Origin of the sequence: Rhodococcus sp. ZPP, from assembly GCF_017656075.1 — a bacterium.
Taxonomy (GTDB): Bacteria; Actinomycetota; Actinomycetes; order Mycobacteriales; family Mycobacteriaceae; genus Rhodococcus_F; species Rhodococcus_F oxybenzonivorans.
The window spans coordinates 184,652-208,910 of sequence record NZ_CP058641.1; the positions used below are offsets into that span (position 1 = coordinate 184,652).

Annotated in this window: 24 protein-coding genes and 2 pseudogenes; 22 read left to right on the forward strand and 4 right to left on the reverse strand. The window is 66.2% G+C overall.

Annotated features, from left to right (window positions below; genetic code table 11):
* Window positions 1-9 precede the first annotated feature (9 nt).
* Window positions 10-321 carry a hypothetical protein gene (locus tag HYG77_RS37580; RefSeq protein WP_054246130.1) on the reverse strand — a complete coding sequence of 104 codons (312 nt, stop codon included), beginning with the start codon at window positions 319-321 and terminating at the stop codon, window positions 10-12.
* A gap of 1,184 nt (window positions 322-1,505) precedes the next feature.
* Here HYG77_RS37580 and HYG77_RS37585 point away from each other — a divergent pair.
* The 17 genes and pseudogenes from HYG77_RS37585 to HYG77_RS37665 all read left to right on the forward strand — a co-directional run bounded on the left by HYG77_RS37585 (window position 1,506) and on the right by HYG77_RS37665 (window position 18,313).
* Window positions 1,506-3,651 (forward strand): annotated as a pseudogene (locus HYG77_RS37585) (FtsK/SpoIIIE domain-containing protein).
* Window positions 3,652-3,739: 88 nt separating this feature from the next.
* Window positions 3,740-4,087 (forward strand): hypothetical protein, encoded by a 348-nt coding sequence (locus tag HYG77_RS37590; protein WP_054246128.1) that lies wholly within the window; start codon window positions 3,740-3,742, stop codon window positions 4,085-4,087.
* 2 nt (window positions 4,088-4,089) lie between these two features.
* Complete coding sequence (locus HYG77_RS37595; protein WP_063786591.1) at window positions 4,090-5,583, forward strand: ParA family protein; 1,494 nt, start codon at window positions 4,090-4,092, stop codon at window positions 5,581-5,583.
* Window positions 5,584-5,632: 49 nt separating this feature from the next.
* Window positions 5,633-6,847: an insoluble domain protein gene (locus HYG77_RS37600; RefSeq protein WP_159929193.1), complete on the forward strand. Its 1,215-nt coding sequence runs from the start codon at window positions 5,633-5,635 to the stop codon at window positions 6,845-6,847.
* Window positions 6,848-6,871: 24 nt separating this feature from the next.
* Window positions 6,872-7,579, forward strand: coding sequence for a hypothetical protein (locus HYG77_RS37605; protein WP_122975598.1), 708 nt, complete (start codon window positions 6,872-6,874; stop codon window positions 7,577-7,579).
* Between the two features lie 79 nt (window positions 7,580-7,658).
* Entirely contained in the window at window positions 7,659-8,144 is a 486-nt protein-coding gene (locus HYG77_RS37610; RefSeq protein WP_236603677.1) for a hypothetical protein, read from the forward strand.
* Between the two features lie 17 nt (window positions 8,145-8,161).
* Window positions 8,162-8,440 (forward strand): hypothetical protein, encoded by a 279-nt coding sequence (locus tag HYG77_RS37615; protein ID WP_054247221.1) that lies wholly within the window; start codon window positions 8,162-8,164, stop codon window positions 8,438-8,440.
* 60 nt (window positions 8,441-8,500) lie between these two features.
* Window positions 8,501-8,692 (forward strand): hypothetical protein, encoded by a 192-nt coding sequence (locus HYG77_RS37620; protein ID WP_054247223.1) that lies wholly within the window; start codon window positions 8,501-8,503, stop codon window positions 8,690-8,692.
* Window positions 8,693-8,895: 203 nt separating this feature from the next.
* Window positions 8,896-10,896 carry a cutinase family protein gene (locus tag HYG77_RS37625; protein WP_054247224.1) on the forward strand — a complete coding sequence of 667 codons (2,001 nt, stop codon included), beginning with the start codon at window positions 8,896-8,898 and terminating at the stop codon, window positions 10,894-10,896.
* A gap of 330 nt (window positions 10,897-11,226) precedes the next feature.
* Window positions 11,227-11,568 carry a hypothetical protein gene (locus HYG77_RS37630; protein ID WP_236603676.1) on the forward strand — a complete coding sequence of 114 codons (342 nt, stop codon included), beginning with the start codon at window positions 11,227-11,229 and terminating at the stop codon, window positions 11,566-11,568.
* A gap of 493 nt (window positions 11,569-12,061) precedes the next feature.
* The gene (locus HYG77_RS37635; protein WP_082359785.1) at window positions 12,062-14,209 is read left to right on the forward strand and encodes an ADP-ribosyltransferase; all 2,148 of its coding nucleotides are present in this window, start codon (window positions 12,062-12,064) and stop codon (window positions 14,207-14,209) included.
* 91 nt (window positions 14,210-14,300) lie between these two features.
* Window positions 14,301-14,468 (forward strand): hypothetical protein, encoded by a 168-nt coding sequence (locus HYG77_RS37640; protein ID WP_164709553.1) that lies wholly within the window; start codon window positions 14,301-14,303, stop codon window positions 14,466-14,468.
* The gene (locus HYG77_RS37645) at window positions 14,465-15,556 is read left to right on the forward strand and encodes an ADP-ribosylglycohydrolase family protein (protein WP_236603675.1); all 1,092 of its coding nucleotides are present in this window, start codon (window positions 14,465-14,467) and stop codon (window positions 15,554-15,556) included. The genes HYG77_RS37640 and HYG77_RS37645 overlap by 4 nt, the downstream gene beginning before the upstream one ends.
* A gap of 212 nt (window positions 15,557-15,768) precedes the next feature.
* Window positions 15,769-17,079, forward strand: a complete 1,311-nt coding sequence (locus tag HYG77_RS37650; RefSeq protein ID WP_054247226.1) for a CopG family transcriptional regulator — start codon at window positions 15,769-15,771, stop codon at window positions 17,077-17,079.
* A gap of 338 nt (window positions 17,080-17,417) precedes the next feature.
* Window positions 17,418-17,777: an Lsr2 family protein gene (locus tag HYG77_RS37655; RefSeq protein WP_054247229.1), complete on the forward strand. Its 360-nt coding sequence runs from the start codon at window positions 17,418-17,420 to the stop codon at window positions 17,775-17,777.
* Window positions 17,778-17,792: 15 nt separating this feature from the next.
* Window positions 17,793-18,116 (forward strand): hypothetical protein, encoded by a 324-nt coding sequence (locus tag HYG77_RS37660; protein WP_236603674.1) that lies wholly within the window; start codon window positions 17,793-17,795, stop codon window positions 18,114-18,116.
* A 53-nt stretch (window positions 18,117-18,169) separates the two neighbouring features.
* Window positions 18,170-18,313, forward strand: a complete 144-nt coding sequence (locus tag HYG77_RS37665; RefSeq protein WP_159929191.1) for a hypothetical protein — start codon at window positions 18,170-18,172, stop codon at window positions 18,311-18,313.
* A 290-nt stretch (window positions 18,314-18,603) separates the two neighbouring features.
* Here HYG77_RS37665 and HYG77_RS37670 read toward each other — a convergent pair.
* Window positions 18,604-19,533, reverse strand: a pseudogene (locus HYG77_RS37670) (phosphatidylserine/phosphatidylglycerophosphate/cardiolipin synthase family protein).
* Between the two features lie 364 nt (window positions 19,534-19,897).
* Between HYG77_RS37670 and HYG77_RS37675 the strand changes: the two are divergent.
* From HYG77_RS37675 to HYG77_RS37695, 4 genes are all read left to right on the forward strand, one after another.
* The gene (locus HYG77_RS37675) at window positions 19,898-21,145 is read left to right on the forward strand and encodes a hypothetical protein (RefSeq protein WP_236603673.1); all 1,248 of its coding nucleotides are present in this window, start codon (window positions 19,898-19,900) and stop codon (window positions 21,143-21,145) included.
* Between the two features lie 44 nt (window positions 21,146-21,189).
* Entirely contained in the window at window positions 21,190-21,477 is a 288-nt protein-coding gene (locus HYG77_RS37680) for a hypothetical protein (RefSeq protein WP_054247231.1), read from the forward strand.
* A gap of 72 nt (window positions 21,478-21,549) precedes the next feature.
* Complete coding sequence (locus HYG77_RS37685; protein WP_208964464.1) at window positions 21,550-22,104, forward strand: hypothetical protein; 555 nt, start codon at window positions 21,550-21,552, stop codon at window positions 22,102-22,104.
* A 791-nt stretch (window positions 22,105-22,895) separates the two neighbouring features.
* A complete protein-coding gene (locus HYG77_RS37695; protein ID WP_054247237.1) occupies window positions 22,896-23,225 on the forward strand; it encodes a DUF2510 domain-containing protein in 330 nt (109 codons plus the stop codon).
* A gap of 100 nt (window positions 23,226-23,325) precedes the next feature.
* On the opposite strand, the gene HYG77_RS37700 is transcribed toward HYG77_RS37695, so the two are convergent.
* Window positions 23,326-23,466 (reverse strand): hypothetical protein, encoded by a 141-nt coding sequence (locus tag HYG77_RS37700; protein ID WP_159929187.1) that lies wholly within the window; start codon window positions 23,464-23,466, stop codon window positions 23,326-23,328.
* Between the two features lie 145 nt (window positions 23,467-23,611).
* Between HYG77_RS37700 and HYG77_RS37705 the strand changes: the two genes are divergently transcribed.
* Window positions 23,612-23,890 (forward strand): hypothetical protein, encoded by a 279-nt coding sequence (locus HYG77_RS37705; RefSeq protein WP_054247239.1) that lies wholly within the window; start codon window positions 23,612-23,614, stop codon window positions 23,888-23,890.
* Between the two features lie 46 nt (window positions 23,891-23,936).
* Here HYG77_RS37705 and HYG77_RS37710 read toward each other — a convergent pair whose 3' ends face one another.
* On the reverse strand, window positions 23,937-24,182 hold the full coding sequence (locus HYG77_RS37710) for a hypothetical protein (RefSeq protein WP_054247240.1): 246 nt from the start codon (window positions 24,180-24,182) through the stop codon (window positions 23,937-23,939).
* Window positions 24,183-24,259: the final 77 nt, after the last annotated feature.

The following is a 24,259-nucleotide window of genomic DNA, read 5'->3' on the forward strand; positions in this document are numbered from 1 at the left end:
CACGGTAGGTCAGGCCACCTCGATGCCGAAAAGACTGAGTAGCCAGTTACCAACACCAGTCGCGGCGCTCTCACTGCTCGCCAGTGAAAAGAAGGCGATACCGACGAGCGACAGCCCGCCGACCGTGAAGACCCTTGAGAGCTTGCCTTGCGCACCGCCCATCAGGACCACACACGCGATCAAGATGAGGATCGTGAAAACGATGTTGTCGCCGATCCACGAGCGCAGCGTGTCGGTGGTGACTTCGGTGTTCTGGGCGAGCACGTCGATACCCGGGGCGGTGGTGATCGCAAGATCGACGACTGCGGACGTAAGGGACATGAGCTCTCTCCATCACTGAGATTCGGTGCACCCTGAATGTGGATGCGCACGACCGTAAGTCGATTTCGCTTTTCATCTCAACGGGGTGTCCCCGCCGGGGTCGGGCCGTCGGTGCAGGTGAACGGGGGCGGTGCGGCATCGGGAAGGTCGTTTCCGATGGGCGCGCAGTGGCGGCGCGGCGCGGACCACTCGACCTCGATGGGCAGCCGGTAATCAGGCTCGCGTGAGCGGATTCCCCGCGCGGTGTTTCGCACGATGGGGGCGGCCCGTGTGTCGTTGCGGTGATCAGGACCCTATGGGGCACAGGGTTGGAGACTCGCGTATAGGCGCCACGGAGCGTCGAGTCTATGGGTACGCACCGAGGTTTTTCACAAGCGCGAGGTCGGGCGGTCCGCGTACGCGGTGCAGGCGGCGTCGGAGGCCGCGCCGAGACGGGCAGTCCGCAGCGGGCGGATCCAGCGTTGGTGAGCCGGTGCGCGGAGAGAGCGCTCTGATGCGCGCGGTGAAAACGGCGCCGGATTCGGCGAGAGATTTCGGCAGTGGATTCGAGCGCTCGAAAAAGCGCCTCCCGCGCCCACCCCCTCCGAGGGCCACTCCCCCCGGCGTTCCTTGGGGGGAGTGTAATCCAGAATTGCGCTCAGCGCCAACGTTATTCGGAACGCCCATGTAGAACGCTATGTGCGGTGCCAGAAGCACTGCCGTCGGCGAGCGCGCACCGCTACGCATGTCCACGCGTTCTGCAGCCCTCACAACACCTCTCGATCGAGCTGGCACAGCCGCCCGCAGAGGCGCGTGGCGAAGCGCTCGAAAGAGCGCTCGCACGAGCGCTGAAGACCGCCCTCACACTGTGCCAGTAGAGCGCTCGGTGAAAGCTCCGATGAGCGCTCGACCTAGCGTGTCGATCAGCGGCGACCGGGCGCCCAGGCAAGAGCGTTGACGGGCCGATGCAACCACCGTTCAACGCAAGGGTGAGAGCTCCCGTCAAGGGCGCGAGTTGAATGCGTTGAGGATTCGATTCGGCGATCCGACCTGGAGATCCGGCGCGAGAACGATGTTCGTCGCGCCGCCGTGGTGCGCCACATGAGGGGGACACCCCGTTGAGGAAAATCGCGGGTTTCTGTCACTGTGCTCAAAGACGCCTCCCGGAGGGCGTCCAGGATCGCAACGATCGAAAGGTACAGGCGGTGAGCGGAAATCACGACCCACTCAAAGACTGGTTGGTCGCGACGTGGCGCGACCTCTTCGGCGATTCCGGCGACGGTCGTGGCAACCAGGTCGGCGAGGACGGCCAGCCGACGCGCATCCGCCGGTTCACCCCGATCTCGCCGATCGCCGTCGTCGCCGCGGGTGTTGCTGTGTACTCCCAGCGCGTCATGTCGGCTACCGCCGCCAACGAGACGGTCGTCGAGATGCTGACGAAGCTGCACGGCTACCGGGTGCTGCTCGTCGTCGCGGCTGTCGCTCTCGTCATCGTCGACGTCTTGCGCCACCGCGTGCACAAGTGGTCGCAGATGCTCGAATCGGTGGTCCGACAGGCTATCGGGCATCTGCCGAAGGCGATCGCCGTGCCGTTCCCGTCCGGATGGCGTGTGATCCGACGCGCGACGATCAAACTGCACCGTGGCACCGTCATTCGGCCCAAGCAGTTCGAGGAGTTGTCCCGAGCGATCGATACGGCGTTTCCCAGTAGTGAAAAATGGGAGGTCAAGGTACGTCACGAGGCCCACCGCGACCGCATTATCATCGCCCGGGAGGCCATCGAGCCGGATACCCGCTCCTACCGTCAGAAGGTCCTCCAGACGGCGCTCGACGGCGCCTCGATCTTCAAGGACCCGAAGGTCACCGTCGATACTGTCGACGAGGCCGGTATCGAGACCGGCTACCGGATCGCGTTCGAGAAGTCGATGAACGCGGGCGCCAACGGTTTCCAGCTCAAGGTCGAGGAAGCCCTCGCCTCCCTGGCAGGGCAGCACGAGTCCGGCCGTAACTGGACTATCGACTGGTATCCCGACAAGGGCTACCTGGTGATGCGTCTGGTGACCGCGATGCCCCCTCGGGTCGACCATCCGCTCGAATTGGTCGATGAGAACCTGCGGCACCTGCCGTATGCGACCGGTACCGCGGACCGAATCATGTACTGGGACGTCTCCACCAGTTCCAACAAACCGCACTGCCTGATCGTCGGCCCCACCGGAGGTGGCAAGACGTCGGTGATCCGTACCCTGCTCACCGAAGCGGCCCGCCGGGGAATCCCGTTCGTCGGCGTCGATCCGAAGATGATCGAACTCGACGGACTCGAGGGGTTACCCCGGCTGCGGCGCGATCATCTACGACGCACTGCGCGCGGCGATGTTCGTGCGCGCACTGCATGCCGAGCTGATGGCCCGCAACGCCTACATCCATCAGATGAAAATCGAGGGCTCGCAGCTACCACTGATGATCGCGGTCCTCGACGAGTTCTTCATTCTCTCCGGCAAGTGGCAGCGGTTGGCCAAGACCGGCGACGACGAGACCCGCGCACTGATCAAAGACCTTGACCCTCTCGGTGCGTGGGCCGACCTCGCTGTTCTCGCCCGCTCAGCCGGCATCCGGCTGTTGCTCGGTGTGCAGCGTCCCGACGCCAGCCTGTTCGGTGGTGCCTCCGGCAACGCGCGGGACAACTTCGGTACCCGCATCAGCCTTGGCAATTTGTCGCAGGATGGCGCGCTGATGATGTGGGGCGACTCGACCGTCGGTCGCGAGGTCGACACTTCCGTCAAGGGCCGCGGCATCGCGCTCGGCGACGACGGCATCCCCGTCGACGCGCAGATGTGGTGGACCCCCAACGTCGACCGCCACCCCAACAAGTGGAACCAGCTCGCCCAGAGCGAGAAGGCGATCATCGACGGCCTCATGCCCGCCGAGGCCCCGCAGTTCACCTGCTACTCGCAGGATCTGGCCTCGTTCATCGAATCCGAGCGTGCTCTCGCCAAGCGGGCACGGAGCAACGGCAGTGCTCCCGAGCCGATCGTCATCGGCACGACAGCCACCGACGGTGACCGGGCGGCCACGTCACCGATGGTGGACGTCGCGCCCACCGACGATGACGACTTCTCAGACGTCATTCCGGCCTCCGCAGTCGAGGCCGGAATGACCGTCCTCGTCGACGACGACAACGGCGAGCTCGTCGCGGTCACCGTCGACTCGGTCGATGTTCGCCGCGGCACCAAGGGCGAGGTCATCGAAACCGTCCTGACCGTCGGCACGGGCCGCGTGAAGACCCGCATCACCTACGACGCCACCGGCGTCGTCGTCCTCCCAGAACCCGACCTCGTCGGAGCGCCTGTATGACCACTCGCGGTAACGCCAAATTTCCTCGAGGGCACCTCCCGAGACTGACCCCCAGCTACACCAACACCATCACCGAAAGGGAACACCCATGAGCCGCCGTATCTCCCAGTCGATCACCCCGACGACCGAGGATGTGGCCGCGCTGCGCGGTCCGTTCGTTGCCAAGGGTGCGAACGACCCTGTCATCAAGTCGCTGCGGGAATACTTCAAGAGTTCGGTCCCCGCGTGGCTGGCCAAGCTCAGCGAGGAGCAGGAGCTGACCCGCGACCGGCTCGCAGAGATTCGAGCCGCCTCGTCGAAGCGCCGCGTCGTTATCGAGGCGCTGCCTGAGGGAAGCGCCCGTGACAAGGCCCTTGCCGAGCTGGAGACGGCCGAGGCCGTTGTCGACGACATGGACAACGCGCTGTCCGGAGCCAGCGCCTTCGGGGTCAGCTAGAGATGACGCCGACTGTCGATGTCGAGATCACCTCCAAGACCACAGCCCGCGCCACCCTGGCGGACGCCAACGTGCCTCCAATGAATCTGGAGGCGCACGAAAGCAAGACCCTCTCCACTGTTGTGCACGAGTTTTTGCACAACATGGCGCAGGCTCAGGGCGTTGATGTCGAGGTGGTCTACCGGACAGCCAAGGACACTCGGTTCCTGACCGTCGGCCCGGACGGGAAGGCAGAGGAACGTGCTCCGAGCATGCCCCTGCCGATCATCACGGAGGCCCCACCTGGACCGGTTGTGGAGCCTGTCTTCACGCCTAGGGGTGGGCCGGTGGTGGTGGCGGCCGAACAGATGGCCTACGAGGCTGCCCCGCAACCCGTCGATGCCTCTTCGCCTTCCCGGGTGGGGCTGCGGCTGACCGGGCCGGTCACAGACCCGATCAAGGGTCCACTGGATGTGCGCCCGCAGCTCTCCGCGCCGCACGTAACCCCCGACGACTCACCCGACGTGGTTTCGCCCGCCCGCAAAGGACTGCGCGGCACCCTCAACACGCTCGGTTTCAAGCTCCCCCCGAAATCGGGATCCTCCGAGGAACGCGCACGCCGCACCGCCGCTGTGACCAGTCGGTCTATCGCTACCATCGGCCGGCAGGTGCACGCCGACGCGACGATTGCGGTACTCAACCCCAAAGGAGGCGTCGGAAAGACACCGCTGTTGCTCGGCATCGCCGACACCCTCGCGATGTACCGGCCGGCGACCTCGATCGTCGCCTTCGACGTCAGCGACTCCGGCGGCGGCCTCGCTGACCGGGCCGCAGTCGGCGCCGACCACGGACCCGACGTATGGGATGTCCTCGAACACGCCGAAGAGCTGACAGCCCCCGGAGTGCGGGCCAGCGCGCTGGGAAGGTTCACGATCCGACAGCCCACCGGCGTCGAGATCGTGCCCGGCTACCGGCGGATCGCTGCCGCGGCTATCGACCGCCACGCCTGCGAGACCCTCGCCTCGGTCCTGCGCCGACACCGACAGATGCTGCTCGTCGACACCGGCAACAACACAAACTCCTCGGCATGGCAGTGGGCCACCGAAGCCGATGTCGTCGTCATTCCTGTCCCCCTGCGCGGCACGATTCCCGGCACGGTCGCCGACATGATCGATGACTTGGCGGGTGTGGCACCAGAAGTTCTCGACCGAGTGCTGATGCTGATCACCGAAGGGCCCGACGATGACCCGGAAACCGAATTCGACGACGTGGAGACCTTCATCAGGGGCGGCATCGCGCCGGACAGGTTCGTGCGCATTCCCTACGACAGGCTCCTGCACAGCGGCCGCATCAACTACCCGCAACTCCAGCCGAAGACCCGAACAGCGCTGATCGCCGCCGCCGCGAAGGTCGTCGAGCTGCTGATCACCATCGACCCCACCACCGGGGGACTGATCGACACCACCGAATTGCACTCGATCGCCCGCCCACAGCCCATCACCCGTATCCGCTCGTAATCCTTCGCTCACGTCGGACTCTCGAGCACCACAGAACAGGAGCTACACCATGCCCGTCACCAACCGCGCCACTCGCCGCCATGGCCGGCACCGCCGCCAGAGCGCCACCCAGGCCGCGACCATGCTCGCGGTGATCACCGCCGCCCTCGCCTCCGGTCTCACCCTCACCCCGTCCGCGGTCGCGGAACCGATCCAGGGCGGCGTCACCGGCGACAGCAACCAGGAAGGGGTCACCGGCGGTGACACCCAGACTGGAACGACCACCCCGACGCCTGCACCCGAGCCCGCATACGTGCCCGAGACCCCGGCGGAACCGGTGTACTGGGTCGACCCGCCCGCCGCATACCAGAACATCGAGTACCAGCCCCTCCCGAACTATGACTACGAGACCAACGCGTATGTGGCGCCGGAGGACTACTACGTCGCACCGGTGCAGTGGGAGCAGTTGCATCTTCCGACGCCGGTGGAGCCGACGAAGCCGTTCATCGCGCCCCGGGACACCCTTCGTCTGGGTGAGCTGCACATCAAGCAGCCGAACTGGGTGTCCGACATGGACCGGGACCGGACGAACAACACGATGGCGGTGGTGCAGGCAGGGGTCTCGACGGGTTGGCGGTCGATCGGTGTGGAAACCTCGCGGGCCGACCGGATCGCCGCCGCGCAGGTCGCTGCCGGAGCGGCCGGAGCAGCCCTCGGCGCAGTCACCGCAGGCGGGGCGGCGGCCACCGCAGGCGCACTGGTCGGTGGCACCATCGGCGGCCTCGCCGGAATGACCGCGGGCACCGTCTTCCTTCCCGGAATCGGGTGGGTGCCCGCCGGGATCGTCGGCACCGCCGCCGGGGCGGGAATCGGTGCCGCGGCAGCGGGTATCCCCGCCGCCGCTGCCGGGGCCCTGGTCGGCGGCGGAATCGCGGTGGCCGCGGTCACCCCGATCGCGGCCGGCGACAAGGGTGAACCGAAGGAGATCGACGTTCCGGACATCGACTCCGAAGCCGTGACCGCTCAGACCGAGACGGTCCTCACCGACTGGGAGAACTCCGGCCCGATCGGGCAGGCAGCCGCCTCGGCCGTGCAGGACACCGTCGAGTTCGCGCCCGCGATCGACCACCAGGCCCGCGACTTCGTCGCTGCACAGCCCGGCGGGCAGCAGATCATCGAGCAGGTCGAGGGCACCCTGACCTCGTTCTTCAACGACGCCACGCCCGGCCTGGCCGCAAACCTGTTGTCGGGCGCCATCGGCGGCGGCATTCCGACCGCGAACTGAAACCACGAAGGCGGGTGCACAACCATGAAGAAGCCGACCCTCGGCCGATCGACGCCGCGACATCCCGCGGTACTCGACCTTCTCGGTAGCCCATCCACCGTCGACCATCCGCCGGGCGCCCGCACCATGGCGCCCGGCGGCCCGGCAACACCACCGCCCCCACCCCGGTCTCCTCTACCGTCCCCCCGCGGCCGTCGCCTTGGAAAGAACGCGGTGGCCGGCATTGCAGCGGTCACCGTCGTGGTGGCCGGCGGGGTGGCCATCAGCCACCTGCGTAGCGGAGACAGTGAAACCGCCTCTCCGGCAGCCACAACCACCGCCGCCGTTGCAGTTGACGAGAATGGGCTGCCCATCCTCAACTTGCCCGAACCCGAGCAGACCGACAGGACATCCGCGTCGGACGGGGATTGCCGGGCAGACCGCGGTGATCAGAAGAGCGGCGCAGGCGTGATCGCAGCCTTCAACCATGCGTACTACAGCCTGCGCAACGGCGAAGCTGCCCGCGCCCTCGCCACCTCCACCTCATCGGTGCTGCCCGGTCCCGACCTGCAGAAGGTCATCGACGCGGTCCCGATCGGCACCAGCTATTGCCTCCGCACCGTCGAGCTGTCCGTCGGGGTCTACCTGGTCGATCTGTCGGTAATGCAGCCGGCTCAGCCGGCCAAACGCGGCACCCAGACCGTCACCACCCAGGAGGTCGACGGCAAATGGTACGTCGACGTCTTCAACTGAGCATCGCCCCGAAAGGACTTCAGCGAAATTGATGCCCTTGTTCTGCACACGGCCGCGATGTGCGGCCACCATCGCAGCATTGTCCTGGGTCACTCTCGCCGCACTGACCGCCTGCGGTGACGACGACGGTCGCGCGGCCGCGGCGGTCACCGCCTCGATCAGCGGGTCAGTTGTCACCGACGAAAGCACCGACCTGGGCAGTATCGTCATCGGATGGGGCGAGACCCACTCGGATACCGAGATCACCACCCCCCGGCCCGACGAGGTCTCCGCCCGCTGCTACGGCCGTGGAAAACAGCTTGCAGTGGACATCACGGCCCCCCACGGCTGGAAGATCCGCGCCCGCCACGGGGCCCAGATACTCACGATCGAGAACACCGACCAATACCTCGCCCCCGCTGACGTCGAGACCAAGAACGAATACCTCGACACCGTGCAGGCCGTGGACTGGTCCCAGCCCGACCACATCGACATCGCCGCCACCATCGACGCCCCGCAGGACTGGAACCGGGCAGACCAACCACGTCGCATCTACCTGTCCCTGCACGTTGACTGCACCGAGTAAGGAACAAAGGGCACACCATGATCGAGACCGCAACCAACACTCCGCGCCGAGTATCACCGTTCCGGGTCGCGGCCCTGATCGCTGCGATGGCCGGCGCCATCCTCATCCTCTGGAACTTCGGACCTAAGCCCTCGAACGCGGTCCAATCGACGCCCGTCAACCCCGTACCCGCATACGTCAATTTCGACATCAGCACGCAGTGCGCGCAAGACCCAGCGGTCATGCGCGCCTGCCTCGACGTGATCCAGGGAATTGGCATCCCAACGCTAACAGCCAGACTCGGACTCCCCGAATAGCAACCCCGCCGCGTCGAATAGCACTTCTACTTGTCAAAGCACCGTGGACTTTGACCAGCGATGAACATGCCCGCCTCCGGCGGGCGAACACCCGAACGGGTGCCGGCCAGGTTCCAGTTTCCGACGAGTCTGGCGACCGATTCCGATGTCGAGGCGACCTTGGCGCTGACCCGGTACTACGGCCACCCGTATCTAGGTGACGGCGCCGACGTCGGTGCGCACTTCGAATCCATCCATATCGACTGGAACTAAACGCCGGAAGCCACCACTACCGGATCGCTGCGGCACCGACTGGGTGGCCCTTGTCGCATCGCGGCTGAAACAACCTCCCTATGGACATACTCGCCGGTCAGAGGTCGAAAAAGGAGCCTGGGTCACGCCGACACCCCGTTGGGACGAAACGCCGAAATGGGTGAAGGTAGGCGTCAGTGTCCGTTCCGGTAATAGAGGTGCCAATGCCCGCGAGACGTTCGAGAACCCGTCGCACCGTCGCGCTGATCGCCACTGCGACCGTCGCTGGCGGTGGCGTCGTGCTTACTGCACCCGCGATCGTCAACGCCGCCCCGATGAACTGCGCGGCGGTGTTCAACCTGTTTATCCCCGGCACGTGGGAGACCAACGAGCACGCCGACCCAAACCAGCCGGTGGGCATGCTGGCCCCCGTCGCGGAGGCGATCAAGGCGAAGAACGGTGCCCGAGCGCAGGTATACACGCTGCCGTACATGGCGCGCGCGTTCGACAACGGCCACACCTACGCTGACAGCAAAGCCGACGCGGTCAGCAAGGCCACCGCCGTGCTGCGCCACTACGCCGACACATGCCCGGACGCGAAGATCACCATCACCGGCTACTCCCAAGGTTCCGATGCAGCAGGTGATCTCGCGTCGGCCATCGGAAACGACCAGGGACCGGTCGACGCGGACCGGGTCCTCGGTGTGGCCCTGCTCGCCGATCCCGGTACCGGTACGAAGGGCGCCGCGACGGTCGGGCCGAAGACCTCCGGGCAGGGGATCGCCGGTCCCCGATCGCAGGGCATGGGCAAGTTATCGGGGCGGGTGGCCTCGATCTGTGATCCGAAAGATCTGTACTGCTCGATCCACAAGGGTGCCAACCCGTTCCTCGGATCGCTCGGATCGATCTTGTCGAAGACCCCGGGTACCACTGGTGCCACCGATGCCGGAGGTGGTAACGCGGCAATCGCCACCGCGCTGACCTCGGATTTCACCGACGCCGACCTGCCCGGTCTCGGCTCGAATCTGGACGCGCTCGGAAAGCAACTCTCCGGCCTCGACACCGGCGGCTCGGTCGATGTCGCGGAGGTCGCGGACACTGCGACCGCGCTGGGCAAGACTCTTCGTCCCCTGGCCGAGCTGCTCGAGTCCGGGGCCGCGAACAGTGCCGCAACCACGGGCCTTGCCGCAGCCCCGGCGGGCACGCCGGAAAACGCGGCCGCGCAGGTACTCACCACAGCCAGCCACGCGGACCTGACCGGTGCGCTGGACTCGGTAGCCACGATCGCGAACACCGCAGCCAGGCTGGCCAATAGCGGCACCACCACGCTTCCCGCCACCGACCCGCCCATCTCGCAGCTCTCCAACACGGCCGCATCGCTCGGTAACCAGATCGCGCCCGTCGCCGCCACCCCCGCAGATGCCCTGTCGACCGCGTCGAGCGTGTTATCGGTCCTCAAACCGACAGTCGTCGTCGACCAAGCCCTGGGCGTGGTCACCGGCATCACAGCCCTCGACATTCCGAAGATCCTGCACAACCTGATGGTGCTACCGCAGAAGATCGCCGCCGGCGATGTCCGCGGCGCCCGGGACGCCGCCCGGGAGCTGAACGTGCACTTCGCGCCGCTGGTGAAGATGGTCGCCGGTGTCGACCTGAAGTGGGTCTCCCAAATCCTCGCGATCATCCCGGACCCGACCGGGTACACCCAGATCGCAGCACTGGTCACCAGCATTCTCGGCAACGTCGACGTGATCAAGCTGGCCAACATCGCCGGCCAGGCCCAGGAAATCGCGTGGGCCGCCGCGGACAAACTCTTCCCACCGCCCGGAGTGCTACCCGACCCGGTCGGTGCTGCGGCGCAGACCGCGGCGTTGATCCCCCTCGGCCTCGAACTCGCCTCGGTGGCCGCGAACATGCTCACCGGCAAAGCCAGCAAGACCGACCCCGCGCTACTGGGCAAGCAGGGCAACCCCGTGGGAAACACGATCACCACGCAAGCGCAAACCCTCGACCTGCAAGGACTCGCCGGGTCGGTATCGACGATGGCGCGCTCGCAGGGAGCCGAGGATCTCGCCGCGGTAGTCGGGGAGGGCCTGAACGCGGCTAGCTTCTTCGCCTCCGGAGCCCACCAGAGCTACCAGACCCTGGTCGTCGACAATGCCGGCCGCAATGCCATCGAGTGGGTCTCCGATTGGCTGAACCTGCAGATCACCCGCGCCGTCTGACCATCCCGACGACGTCCCCAGTCATAGGAGCACCGAATTGTCCCCTCGCGCCCACCGACCTACCGCCCGTTGGGCGACCTGCCCGCACTGCAGCAAGCGGACCTACTTCACACGCAAGGACGCCCGCGCGGCCCGCACACACCACGAGAAGCGGCAGGGCCTGTCGATCTACCCCTGCCCCCACCAAGGTGATGCCGGCGACGGCTTCCACATCGGGCACCGACCGAAAAGTCTTACCCAGGGCTGCATCAGCCGCGCCACTCTCGTCGATAGCCAAAGAGCTTCCCTCCCTCAACAGCAGCGTGCAACCGGGGGTGCATGGTGACGTTGATGAATGCGACCGGTACGCCGACGACACCCATCACCTTCGAACCCGGTAACCGGATCCGCTTCGGACTCGAACCACGCCGCCCCTACACCGTCCGGGCGACGTCCGAACACTTCGTTGTCTGCACCCGCCAACGCGACTTCGCCCCCACGGGTGACGTCGTTTACACCGTCGTCGACTGGAGGAACGGGGTCCGCGGACCCATCAACGTCATCGGGCAGTCTTCGGACGTGCGCACCGACGAACAATGCCAGCTCCTCGTCGACGACCTCGACGCCGGCCGGTGGGCGATAAGTCACCGCAACCGTGTTCAACTCGACATCGTCGATCGCGGTCAGTCATGAAATGCCATAGTCCTCGTACACGCTGACGGTGGACCGATGACTAAAGGACCGCAACAGGATCGGAGCCCACACGAACGCATTTGACGCTCGCCGGTCACACAGCCCGGTGTCCACAACACCCCGAAAGGTGAATACATTGCCCCTCTTCATGTGGATTTTCTACTGGCTCGGCCTCGGCGGCGTCCCCGGCACCGGACCGTTCTAGGAGGATTCCCTCTTCAGCCGAAAGGGCCTCACCGTGGGCAGCTATCGGCCATAGGTGGCCACTCGGGCTGCGCCCGTCTTCGTCGGGCGCGGCCCGAGCGCGTAGAATACAATGTGGCATTGTAATGTAGGCAGCTGGCAGGGTCGACTGTGTGATCCATCAACGGATTCTTTGTGGCGGAACTGCAGCAGGGGAGGGGGGTGTGTCCGCATGAACGGCAGGGACCGCAACGGTATCGACAGTTGGTGTCAGTTGGGGGACAGTCTATTTCGCCGATACGATGCCTTCATGTGCCGTTCACAAGCTCATGGAAGTGGCCGACGTTGCCCTGGCTGCGGCGGTTACAAGGCTGCTGCGAGGGCGAACGCGAACCGACGGCTGGGACGTGAGGCCCGTAAGAAGGTCGTCACCCACCTCAAGGAACAGGGGCTGCTCGGCGCCGCGGCAGCAGTGCAGTCCGCCCCGCCGAGCATCCTCAAAGAGTTCATGGAGGGGCTCGGGATCGACGCGAAGATCCTCGGTGGCACACCAATGCCCAGCGTTCATGCCATCCCACCCAGCGCGAAACTGCTCATCGCCCAGGCCGTGAGCGAGCGCGAGAAGTTGACCGCCCCGAAAGTCACTGCGGCGCAGGCGGTAGTTGAGCAAGCGGAGCAGAACGTTGTCGCCGCTGACGCGGAAGCGGAGGAAGCCCGTAAGGCGGTCAACCGGATTCGGGCCCGGCTGAGGAAGGCGAAGAAGGCCGCCGAAGACGGTACCGGTTCATCAGGCGACATCGCAGCGAAACAGGGCGAGCTCGACGACGCGAAACAGGCTCACCTGGAGGCAAAGCGCCGGCAGGTCGAGGTTCGAGAGGACCTGGCCGCCGCGAAGTTCGGTCTGCGCGAGGACATGGCCACCGACGCCGAGCGCGACGCCTACTACGCCTCCCTATCCGACGACGAGGTCGACGCGATCGCCCGCTCGCTCAACCGCCGCGCCGCGCCAGAAGCGGCGAAGGCGCTCACCGAAGGTGGACAGCCGACCCTGGCATCCACACCGCGGGACACCAGTGTCTACACCGCCGGCACCATCGCGATGGAAACCGGGTCCGGTGTCACCGATGTCGAGGGTCGCATCCTCGACGGCGGCACCGTGATCTACCGGCGCGGCTCCTCGGATTTCTTGATCCTGCAGCGCAACGGCGACGCCTACCATCCGGTGGGCCAGGGCACCAGCAAGAACGATGCGCTCGCGAAGGCCAATCGCATCCCGAAACTGGCTGATCCTGATCCGCTGCCCGCGAACGCCACTGAGCTGCAGAAACAGGCGCACGCCATGAAGGGAGACGTGGGGCTGGAAGTGGCTCGTCGAGCTGCCTCGGGTCTCGCGTCCACTCCGGCCGCGCAGCAGGCGGTCATAGACGAGGAGATGGCCGAGGCGAAGGACAAGTTGACCGACTCCGTCGGCGGCGGCCCGGTCCGCGCGGACATCCACGACGGCATCAAACGGCACCGGCAGACGCTACGGCAACAGTCTGCAATCAAGGCCGGTGAACAGGCGCGCGCGAAGGCTCTCGCCGACGGCGCCAGCAAGGCCGCCGCCGACGCCGCCTACACCAGAGCGCACGCCCGTGCCCTGGGTACACCGACGGCCGGTGGGGGTGTGATTCCGCACTTCGAGCACGACATCCCACCGCAAAGCCTCGGCGCGGACAAGCACGCCAGCCTCTGGCGCAGCGGAATCCGCGCCTATGGCAAGGAGACCGCCGACGACTACGCCGTGATCGCTCAGCGGGCCGGCGACCTGAAGTCGTGGGGCTTCCAGCTCGGGCCGGGGGGCCAGGTGCAAACGTCGAACATCGGGGCGCTGACCACCTCCAACACGGCGTTCGTGCAGAAGGTACTGAGCTACCAGGAACGCACCGCGCTGACGACCTACACCGGCGGCAGCTACCGATCCATCAACGCCGCCATCACCGGACGCGACGCCAACCCCTCCGGGCACGTCAAGTCCGTCGTATCCCAACTAGACTCCGCGTTCGACAAGTTCCGCAAACACAACCCGAACAAGACGCCGATGACCCTGGTCCGCGGCACCCAGATCCCCAGCGGCTGGAAAGGCACCACCGAGGAGTACATCGACTTGGCCTTCACCGTCGGCTCTAGGATGGAGATCGGCAAGGTCACCAGCTTCAGCACCAACCACAGCACCGCCCACAACTTCGCCGGCCATCCGCCGTACATGATGGTCGTCCGCACCCGGGACGGCCTGCCCGTCAAATCCATCTCGAATTTCTCGTCCGAAGACGAGGTCGTCCTGCCGATGGGAACCCACCTGCGGTGCGTGAAGGTCGATCACCACGGGATCAGCGGCCGGCCAACGGTCTACATGGTTGCCGAAGATCTCGTCGCCGACGCCGAACACGGCAGCGGACCCAGCACGAAAGCCGCATAAACCAAGCACGAAAGCCGCATAGACCGACAATCACCAGGCACTATGACACGTCCCCTTCCTGAAGGGGCGAGACGGAAGGACGACCCCCACAATGGCACTCAACGACGAGCAGCTCGACGAAATCCGTCGGCACCTCGATGAGGGCATGACCCCCGACGCGATCGCGGACTACCTCGGCCGCGTCGCCGACCTCGACCTCATGGACATCGAAACTGTCCGCACCGCCGCCAACGACATCGCACGAGGACAGACCCCGTGACCGTGACACCCTCGATTAACCCTGACGCGAACCCGACCGACGACGTCGCGATCCGGTACGCCAATGCACTGACCGGCCTCGCCGCCGGCGACGCGTGGGGGTATCAGGTCGAATTCACCAGCTACGCACAGATGCCCACCTACCCGGTCGCCCCGCCATCCGGGCAGTGGGTGATCTCCGATGACACTCAGATGACCCTGGCCGTGCACCACGCGCTGGTCGAGGTCACCGACTTCGGCGACATCGAAGCGGTGACCGACGCCATCACCCGGCACTTCCTGCTGTGGCAGGTCGACCCCGACAACACCCGGGCTCCCGGCCGCACCTGTATGAAGTCGCTGCGCAACCTACGCGCCGGCGCCCGCTGGTACGACACGGACGGGGCGGTCGAATCCGCCGGCTGCGGGGCAGTGATGCGGTTGGTCCCAGCCGCATTCGCTCCGGATCCGTATTGGTTGGGGCTGACGGCTCTTCAGGCCGTGATCACCCACAAGCACCCGCGCGCTGTCGTCCCGGCGCTGCTCCTCGCCGACGCCACTCGCTACGCCCCCGAACGCCGCGGCCGGTTCCTCGAACACGCCCTGACGGCGGCCACACAGATCTACGGCGGCACCAGCTCCTGGACCGAGGACTCCTACCTGCGCGATGTCCTCGCCCCGATTACCGTGGACGTGTCGTCGTACCTGGTAGAAGGGCTGGATGACGGCACCTACGAGATCCTCACCCACGCAGCGGAACGCCTCGAACAACTACGCGCCCTTCCGCCGGCCGACTTCGGCGACCCATGTGTGGGGATCGGTCAAGGCTGGGAGTCGGCCAGCGCGATCGCTCTCGCCTTGCTGGTCGCGGACCTGGGAACCGCGGACGATGTGGCCGCCCTGACGGGACCCGAGGCCCTCGCTTGGGCATCGACCAGCAACGGCGACTCCGACTCCATTGCGTGCATTGCCGGCGGGCTCATCGGCGCAGCCCACACCACCGAGGATTACTGGCACACCGCCGGTATGAACCCGCTCTTCGAGCCCCGCTACTCCGCTGAACTCGCCGCCGCGGCGATCCGGCCTTCGGAAGATCCGAACACCCGGTGATCACAGACCCTGGGTCGAACAGGCTAAGGGTCATTGGCCCGGGGATATGCCACGTCCCTGAGTCGCCGCAGGCGCCGCTAGCCCCCATAGCGGATAAGTACCCATAGGGGCGCGTCTGTGCGCAGTGCGTTCCATCGACCAGCCGTCTGCCCGGCGCTCGGTCTCCATCCGAACTAGTTCCGGACAAACCATCCTCACGGAGAATGACAGCGATGCCCGAGACCACCAGCATGGGCCGCGTCCCTGTCGGCGATCCGATCCCGCTCCGCTTCGATCCGCAGACCAAGCAACACCTCGAGGAGGTAGCCGCCGGGATCGGCCCCCGCCGCTTCGGCGCCCTGGTGCGTGTGGCCGCCCACCGCCTCCTCGCCGACCCGGACCGCGTACCTACTGCACTCGATGAGTACCGCCGCGTGTCCGCCGTCGCACGGAGCCTCCCGCGCGTGGAAATATTCTTCGACCTGGACCCGGCCACCGACCGGCGCCTCGAGGATCTGGCCCGGGCCCATCACACCAAACGCAGCGCCATCGTCCGCGTCGCCGCACACCGCTTCCTCACCGCGGCGGGCCGCTTCCGTCCCCACGTGCTCCGTGAGGACGCCCGCGACGACCTCACCCACCGAACCCGCCTGCACGTCAACCCCTCCACACTCGACCGGCTCACCGGCCGCAACGGTGACGTCCTCACCGCCGCGGCGTTGCGGGTCGCACTGCGCCGGCTTCTCGACGACCCCGGCGATCTCACCGCCGACCTGACCACGATCGGGGCGGTCCGGGATCTGGCACCGGAAATCTTCGGCCCGCGCACGAATGTGCATTTCGATGACGATCTCCGCGATCAACTCGACGCCCTTGCTCACCGTCTCGGGTCCGATCGCGGCGAACTGATGCGCCTGGCCGCCCAGCAACTCCTGGCTCATCCGCGTGATCTCGAGCAGGCGGTGACCGACGAGATCTACCGGGGGGAGTCGAACCGCGGTCAGCTCCTCGCCCGCAACGAATGCCGCAAAACCACCACCACCGCCGCCGCCACTGGGCCCGCCGGAGCGGTGAAGGCGCCGTCCCCGGCGGGGCGCCCGTTCGGGAAGCCGCACTCGTTCCTGGTGGACGAGGACACCAAACGCCGACTGCACGAGCTCGCCGACGAGTACGGGCCCCGCCGGGTCTCGGCGCTGGTGCGGGTCGGGATCCGCCGACTCCTCGACAACCCAGGCAACCTGACGGCCGACCTCACCACCGTTGCCCCCGTGCACGATCTGCGCCCCGAGCCGCCCAAGGCCAGGAACGCTGTCGCTCTCGATGACGAACTCCTCGTGCACCTCGACGCCCTCGCCGGCCGGCTCGGCCCGACCCGGCAGGAACTGGTGTCTCTCGCCGCCACACGCATCCTGCGCCAGCACGCCGGCATCGAAACCCTGATGCTTGACGAGATGTACCGAGCTCCGGGCAACCGGCAGAAACTGATCTCCAGACATGCCCGCCGCGAGCCTAGGCGCCGAACAGGCCACGGCGATGGTGCGTGACCTGTGAGAATGTGTGTGGGTCGGGCCCGCACCACTGGAGGATTCCGTGTCTCGGTTTCTGCGCCTGGCCCTCATCGCGTCCACGGCGGCCGCAGCCCTCTCCCTGACCGCGGCACCCGCACACGCAGCACCACCGCCTGTTCCGAGTGGATGCGCACCCCTGCCCTCCATTGCGCTGTGCCCGCCCCTCCACCTCGGGCTCGGCCCTACCGTGCACACCCGATAGCCACGCTCTGAACTGCGGAAATGACACGTCCCAGGACCTGGTCCCCCGGTGACGGCGCGACCGCCAGTAGGGTTCGGTCCTGATGTGAAAGAAAACATGAGATCGGGGAACTGTGGCGCGGAAGGTAGTAGTCGAACTCGTCGACGACATCGACGGCACCATCTTCGGTGACGGAGAAGGGGAGAACATCACCTTTTCCGTCAACGGGGTGGACTACGAAATCGACCTGAAAGACAAGCACGCCACCAAGTTCCACAAGCAGATCGGGTACTTCATCGACTACGCCACGCGCACCGGTGGCCGCAAACGCCGCTCCGACCGCCCCGTCGTTCCAGCCGTTGCCGACGTTCCGGAGCGGCGGCGCGGGGAAGTCAAAGAGATCCGGGCGTGGGCGACCGAGCAGGGCTACGACATCTCCTCCCGCGGCCGGTTCCCCGCCGAGGTCGAGCAGGCGTTCCGCGACGCCCACTAGAAAAAGCCCGGGAAGATGAGGCGGTCGCTGCGCAATCCCTGGTACCGGGCGTCGATCAGAACGGCCGCGAGCGCACCACCGGTAGCCGGGGTCTACGCGCGGGATGACCGGGGAACCAGTCGAATCGACGACACCGAGGCCGCGACCGTGCTGGCCGCCCTGGTCGAAACCACGGGCGGGCGATGGCCCGACCGTCCGCGACGCATCACCCGGCTCCTGGCCCGCCTGGACGTCGCCGGCCACCATCCCCACATGGCCGAGGTCATCCACACACTGGCCACTGACCCGTGCTGGCCGCCACGCGTCCGCGAGATCGCGGCGACCTCGGCCGACTGGTAGCGCCGAGGAGCTGTTGGTTCCTGCGAGCGGGTCGGGCTCGGTACGGTGCTGGGATGTCGCAGAACGGTGCTGACCCGAAGGGCAATCCCGACTCTCTGACATTGTCGGAAGCGGGGAAGGAGTGTGGCGTCGGGGTTGCGGTGTTGCACGAGCTCATCCGGGCACGCACGCTCGTCGACGGGGTTGTTCGCACGTAACAGTCTCCGAGGGCACGGGCGATACTCCGTGTGCACGATCCTTCCGACCAAGGAGAGCGCCATGTTAGACCTGGGATTCTTCTCTGCCATCCCTCAGTTCACCGACGCCCTCGTGGCAATAAGCATGTGGTGGCAGTCGCTTCCATTCAACTGAGAATCCAGCTGTAACGATCCGTAAGACGAATAGGTCGTGCGAGGCGCTAGGCGCAGCCACATCGTGTCTGACCTTCCAGGAGCAAAACGGTGATTTACCTGGAGAAATGACACGTCCCCTTCTCTTTGGGGAGCGGTCAGAGGTTCCAGAGTCCGAGGAGGGCGGCGCGCAGGGTGGGGGAGATTATGCGGTGGTCGGTCCGCAGCCGCGGGTTACGGTTCCCGAGGTCGGCGAGCGTCTTCTCCGCGTCCGACAACGCGATGGGCTCGAGATCGTTCCGGGTGCGGAGGAAGTGCCGCGGGAACGGGGAATCGTCACGGGCCCGGAGTGCACCACGGCGGGCGGATGAACCCAGTCGTCGGTGACCTGGATCAGGACGTCACCGAGTTTCAGGTGGCCGGGCTCGTCGAGGCGGAACCATTCGAGCTGGTACCTCGCGGTCGGTCCGGCAGCGGCGCCGCTGGCGCCGTTGTTGGGTCGTCCATTCGCGTTGCTCGGACGCGCTGGGGTCGTACTCTTCGGTCTGCCAGACGAACATCCGGGTCACCGGTGAGGGAAGGAAGTCGGGTTCGGTCCGGATCCGGCCGGTCACCCCGGGGATGGTGAGCGCCCGCCCCTTCGCCCATTCGGCGTTGGCGTTGTCGAGGAACACCGCATCGACTTCGGTGGTCTCGTCGATTGCGTCGATGAATGCGCCGGCGGCGGCGAGCAGGTCCGGGTCGTCGGTGATGATCACGGCTTCGTCGACGACGGTGGAGTTCTGCGAGGCGTTCGCGGAGCCGATTACCGCCCGACGGTCGGTGACGATCACCTTCGCGTGCAGGTTCGGTGTGGACAGCACCCGCACCCCGGCGCCCAGGTAGTGGGCGAGGGCGGCCGGTGAGGTGGCATGTGCGCGCAGTGCCGCTTTGGAGGCGTTCACGACCAGGACGTCCCCGGCGCGCAGGGGGAGCAGGAGGGGGGCGTCCTGGCCGAGGTAGGCGATCGCGGCCCAGCGGGAGCCTTTCGTTCGGATCGCCGCGGTGATATGCGGCCAGGGGCTCGGCCCGTGGAATGTCGTCCCCATACCCGGGAACGGTAGCGCGGCCGCAAGACGCCCGGGGCCGGTAGCGCGGCCGCAAGACGCCCGGGGCCGGTAGCGCCCGATCCCATTCCACGATCGGTGTCCCTGCACCCACAGGCGTTGAGGTCATCCGGGGCTTGTTTGGATCCCAAAAATGACCCACTGAGCTGGGTAGATGACATGTCCCCATCCCATGTATCGACGGGGGAAGTAACGCGACGAAAGAGTGCAACCGGGTGGAAGCATCTGCACGGCAGGGTCTCCCCACTTGATCCATACAACGTCACATTGTAAGGTCGGTTCTCGAACAGTCCACGTTGACATTCACCCGGCTTACCTCACGCAATCAGCGAAAAGGAACATGCACTTGACGATTGCTTGCACTGACCTGTCGGTGAACGACGACGAGCCCACACCGAAGGTCGTGCTCAGCTACGGGCTGGGCGAGGACTCGACCGCGATCTTGCTGCGGTGGCTCGAGGACTCGACCAGCCGCGACTTCGGTCTCGACGAACTGGTGGTGGTGTCGGCGATGACCGGTGACGAGTGGGACTCCACCCGCACCGTGATCGAGGAGCGGGTGCTGCCCCGGCTGGCGGCCGCGGGTGTGCGCTTCGTGCAGGTCGCCCGCGCCCGCCGGCACGTCACTATCGCTGGTGACGGAGTGGTGATCCTCGACGATTCCCGCAGCCCGACCCGCCTGTGCCTCGACGGCGCGTACACGCTCTACGACGAGATGGTCGAGGCCGGCACCATTCCCCAGTCCGGTGGCGCCAGAATCTGCTCCGTTCATGCAAAGGGGGATGCCCTCGACCCGGTCATCGCCCGCCTCACCCGCGGCCGGCCGTACCGGCACGTGATGGGCTTCGAGGCCGGGGAACGCCGCCGCGCGGACAAGGACGCCGGCTACAACACCGACCTGCGGACGGGGGAGTACCCGCTGATCGAGTGGGGCTGGTTCCGCGGCGACGCGATCGCCTTCACCGAGTCGGTGATCGGCACCGGGGTCGGTAAATCCGCCTGCACCTTCTGCCCGTTCGCGTTCGCCAACAAGCAGAATCGGTCGGAGATCTTCGCCCGGTACGCCGCCGATCCGGCGGTGGGGGCGAAGACCCTGCTGATGGAACACCTAGCGCTGGCCCTGAATCCGGCGCAGGGGCTGGTGGGCGGTCGCCGGTTGATCGACATGCTCCGCGCGCAGGAGATGACCGGGGTGCTCGAGGCGTTCGACGGTGTCCTCGCCGCAGCGCCGCACGCCCTCTACGAGGTGCGGCGCATCCTGCGGCCGCGGAAGAGTGACCCGGCCAAGCTCGGCAACGCCGTCCGCTCGGTGCGGATCCGCGGCCGCGGCACCGAGGCGTCCCTGCACACCGTTCTGGACCGTCTCGCGGCCGAGGGGAAGGCCAAGGGGCTGATCGAGCGCCAGGTGGGCGAGGACGGCATCGTGCGGGTGTATCAGCACCGGCGCGGCCCGCTGTTCCCCGCGATCGAACGGTACTTCGTCGTCGCCCCCGCCCTGGCCGCAGCGAAGGAACACGCGAATTTCGATCTGTGGTGGGCTGAGGCCCTCACCGCTCACCACACGGCTCCGGCAACCGCCGCCTCGGCCGCGTAAGCACTCCGCTTCGTCAGCAACCAACTATCGACAGGAGAACCACGATGACCGCGGATATGACCAACCGGCACGGCGATGAAATCCGCATCGGCCAGATCTGGCTCGACGATCCCCGCCGCACGGTGATCCGCTCCCTGCGGGTCGACGACTTCGCCGACGCCGGATCCCTCGGCACCGCCGCCGTGTGCACCGTCGTTCTCCGGGCGAGTCTGGCGCCTCGAAGGTTTCAGCATCGGGTGCATGCCACGTGCAGGGCGATGGGCAACCGGTGTTTACGTGCGGATCAATGTTTGTGCAAGAGTTCCTACGCCGTGCCCGCCGGAGGAAGATAGCTTGAAGTCCACTTGACCATCACCATTCGACGCGCACGCAGGCGTGCAGATCTCGTGCAGAAGGGACACTCGATGGTTGTCACGAGCCCCCCGGTTCCGTTCCTCTCCGCCGTGAACGCGCCGGGATACGTCATCGCATGGATAGCCAGCATCGGCGTTATCGTCGGCAGCCTCGGACCGTGGGCCGTAGCCGGACCGGTATCCGCTTCCGGGATTGAAGTCGATGACGGATACATCACCCTGGTCGCCGGTGCGGTTGCCGCATTGGCGCTTCTGCTTGCCGCGGTGTCCAAAGTCGCATGGACGTGGCTCGCTGCCCTCCTCGCTGGCTCAGTTGCCGCCATCGTCAGCTTTTGGGATCTCGTTTCCGGCATTCGCAACTTCGCTGAGATCGACTCGCCGCTCGGCATCTCGGTCGGATGGGGACTCTGGGTGGTGTGCGTGTGCGCACTTTTAGTGATTGCTGGGTGTTACGTTGCCATCACCGGCGCGACCAGTGACATTGTCTCGGACAGGAGCCTTCAGCAAGCTGTGCGAGCCACGCGGGTATTTGCCATCGGCGCCGTCGCCCTGGCCGCGGTCACGGCAATCGTGGCGTGGGCAAGCCTGATCTTCTACGGGTGGTGAGAGCTTCCGGGTCATGCGCTGGTCGTCGGGCCTACCCGCGGTGGGGTTGAGGTCGCGGGTGACAACTCCCGACTCCTTTCCCAGCTCCCCGAATCAGGTTGTTTACCGGTAGAAATGACACGTCCCCTCCTTGTGCAGCAACCAGTGTCCGCTGCCCGGTAGCTCTCATCGCGTTGTAGGGTCTCGCTGCCGGGGTGTCGGGAGACCGCGACTACGCTCCGAGCATGTCAAGATGGGTTTCATTCGTCAGTTCGCAACTCGAAGCGAACGGCTGGACTCGGAATCGGTTAGCCAAGGAGATTGGTCTCCACCCGTCTATCGTCACGCGTTGGATCAATGACGGGATGGAACCTGGCATCAAGTCAATTAAGTTGGTAGCGGAGGCGTTCGGGGTTCCGGTCACCAGGGCGTTGCTCGCTGCCGGTGCGGTTACAGCGGATGAACTCGGGATTGTGCCAGTGGTGGCTCCCGACCCCGACCTGTTGACTGACGACGAACTGATGCGCCAATTGGAGAAGAGGCTGAGTAAACGGCACAGACCGGCACCGTTGCCGGCGGTCGAGGCTATCTACCCTCCGGTGACGGAACGCCGTCAGCGGCAGCCTGGGAAGCCATTGCGGGCGTCTTCGGGTCTCCGAGCTCCCGGGCGCTGACGAATATGAGAAGAAGCCGAACGAGAGCATTGCGCCGTCCCATGACGCAATACGGGGCTGCCTCGACGGCGAGGCGCCGGGGACCTCCCCCCAGGGGTTCGTCCTCGTCGAGACCAATCTGCGTGGTATGTGTTTCGCATGGATGATGAACAGGGCACCCGGATGCGGCGAATCCTCTGGGTACTCGGTGGTATTGCGGCCGTGGTCCTACTCCTCTCTGGCGTCGGTAACGGCGTGACCTCGGTTGAGCTGGTGTTCTACGCGATCGTTATCGGTGTCGGCGCGGTCATCGTCCTCGCGATCCGCGCACTCGTCCGTGTCGGGGACAAGCGTCCGCCACCGGTGCAACTGGTGACTCCATCAACTCAGGGTATGACTCCGGGCTGGTATCCAGATCAGCGTGATCCGAAGCTGAACCGCTGGTACAACGGTTCAGAATGGACCTCGGCAACGCTGCCCCGCGAGTAGTGAGACCCCTCCCTCGATGCGCGTTGCGCTTAAGACACCAGCGCCGACCTGAGCCTCCCCGGCCTCACACCCGCTCAGATCGACGATCGCGCACTAGAACCTACTCGCCGTGCAGATACCTACTCATGCCGCGACCGGCGCGATCGATGGCGTCGGCGTTCTCGGCCTGTGGCGCCGCTGCGGCGTTACCCGCAGTCTTGTCCGCAATCTGGCGTTGTGTGGTGCTTTCTACGTTCCGCATCGAACGACGAGGAACCTGGCGAGACAGGCGCGCGGCGGTCGGTCATTGGCGATCTGATCCGATTTTTGGGGCATACGCTGCGCGCAGGGTGGAGCGGAGCGGCGCAGTACCTGCGGGTGTCGGGGTGGTGTGTCACACTCGAGGTATGGAGGGGGCCAACAAGTTTGCACGTGAGGTGATCTCCGCGTTGCGTCCAGTACTGCCGGCGCAGACGCTCGATCATGTGAGTTTCTCGCTCGAGACCGGTCAGGTCCACAAGGCGCTGATCGAAGCGCTGGGTGGGGCGGTCAAGCACGAGGTGACCGTTCCGGCTCGTGTGGTCGAGGCGGTGCGGGAGTTGCTGGCGGAGGGGTCGTTGCGGCGCCGCGATGCCCGTGCGGTGCACCGGATGCTGCCGCGGCTGCGCGTGGACACCGCCACCTGAGCTCACCGCCGCCGTCCCCATGGTCACACGGTATGGCGGCGGCCGGTCACTGGGTGCGTCGTCTGCGCTGCTTCGGTATGTCGGTGCGGGCGCCCTGGCCGGGCCGGTTGTGCGCCCATTTGATGATGTCCGAGCGCTTCCATAGTGGGGTGCGGCCGATCTTTTCTACCGGTGCCGGTGCTTGCCCGCGTGAGACGTACCCGCGGAAGGTCGAGATGGAGAGCTCGGTGCCGGTTTCCTCCTTGATCAGGTCGATGACTTGGTCGGTGGTGAGGCGGTGCGGGCTGACCATGTTTCTCAGGCCTTCCCGTCCGGGTCGGCAGCGGTGAGGGGCGCAGACCGGCCACGGCACGACGTCGCCTCCGAGTG

Excerpts from the sequence above, each read along its gene's own strand:
- HYG77_RS37580 (WP_054246130.1), bottom strand. The coding sequence starts at position 321 with ATGTCCCTTACGTCCGCAGTCGTCGATCTTGCGATCACCACCGCCCCG.
- HYG77_RS37665 (WP_159929191.1), top strand. The coding sequence starts at position 18,170 with ATGTCGCAGAACGGTGCTGACCCGAAGGGCAATCCCGACTCTCTGACA.
- HYG77_RS37595 (WP_063786591.1), top strand. The coding sequence starts at position 4,090 with ATGACGCCGACTGTCGATGTCGAGATCACCTCCAAGACCACAGCCCGC.
- HYG77_RS37650 (WP_054247226.1), top strand. The coding sequence starts at position 15,769 with ATGCCCGAGACCACCAGCATGGGCCGCGTCCCTGTCGGCGATCCGATC.
- HYG77_RS37685 (WP_208964464.1), top strand. The coding sequence starts at position 21,550 with ATGGTTGTCACGAGCCCCCCGGTTCCGTTCCTCTCCGCCGTGAACGCG.
- HYG77_RS37590 (WP_054246128.1), top strand. The coding sequence starts at position 3,740 with ATGAGCCGCCGTATCTCCCAGTCGATCACCCCGACGACCGAGGATGTG.
- HYG77_RS37600 (WP_159929193.1), top strand. The coding sequence starts at position 5,633 with ATGCCCGTCACCAACCGCGCCACTCGCCGCCATGGCCGGCACCGCCGC.
- HYG77_RS37620 (WP_054247223.1), top strand. The coding sequence starts at position 8,501 with ATGAACATGCCCGCCTCCGGCGGGCGAACACCCGAACGGGTGCCGGCC.
- HYG77_RS37625 (WP_054247224.1), top strand. The coding sequence starts at position 8,896 with ATGCCCGCGAGACGTTCGAGAACCCGTCGCACCGTCGCGCTGATCGCC.
- HYG77_RS37700 (WP_159929187.1), bottom strand. The coding sequence starts at position 23,466 with ATGCGGAACGTAGAAAGCACCACACAACGCCAGATTGCGGACAAGACT.
- HYG77_RS37615 (WP_054247221.1), top strand. The coding sequence starts at position 8,162 with ATGATCGAGACCGCAACCAACACTCCGCGCCGAGTATCACCGTTCCGG.
- HYG77_RS37635 (WP_082359785.1), top strand. The coding sequence starts at position 12,062 with ATGTGCCGTTCACAAGCTCATGGAAGTGGCCGACGTTGCCCTGGCTGC.
- HYG77_RS37695 (WP_054247237.1), top strand. The coding sequence starts at position 22,896 with ATGGATGATGAACAGGGCACCCGGATGCGGCGAATCCTCTGGGTACTC.
- HYG77_RS37680 (WP_054247231.1), top strand. The coding sequence starts at position 21,190 with ATGACCGCGGATATGACCAACCGGCACGGCGATGAAATCCGCATCGGC.
- HYG77_RS37705 (WP_054247239.1), top strand. The coding sequence starts at position 23,612 with ATGGAGGGGGCCAACAAGTTTGCACGTGAGGTGATCTCCGCGTTGCGT.
- HYG77_RS37640 (WP_164709553.1), top strand. The coding sequence starts at position 14,301 with ATGGCACTCAACGACGAGCAGCTCGACGAAATCCGTCGGCACCTCGAT.
- HYG77_RS37710 (WP_054247240.1), bottom strand. The coding sequence starts at position 24,182 with ATGGTCAGCCCGCACCGCCTCACCACCGACCAAGTCATCGACCTGATC.
- HYG77_RS37630 (WP_236603676.1), top strand. The coding sequence starts at position 11,227 with ATGAATGCGACCGGTACGCCGACGACACCCATCACCTTCGAACCCGGT.
- HYG77_RS37605 (WP_122975598.1), top strand. The coding sequence starts at position 6,872 with ATGAAGAAGCCGACCCTCGGCCGATCGACGCCGCGACATCCCGCGGTA.
- HYG77_RS37660 (WP_236603674.1), top strand. The coding sequence starts at position 17,793 with ATGAGGCGGTCGCTGCGCAATCCCTGGTACCGGGCGTCGATCAGAACG.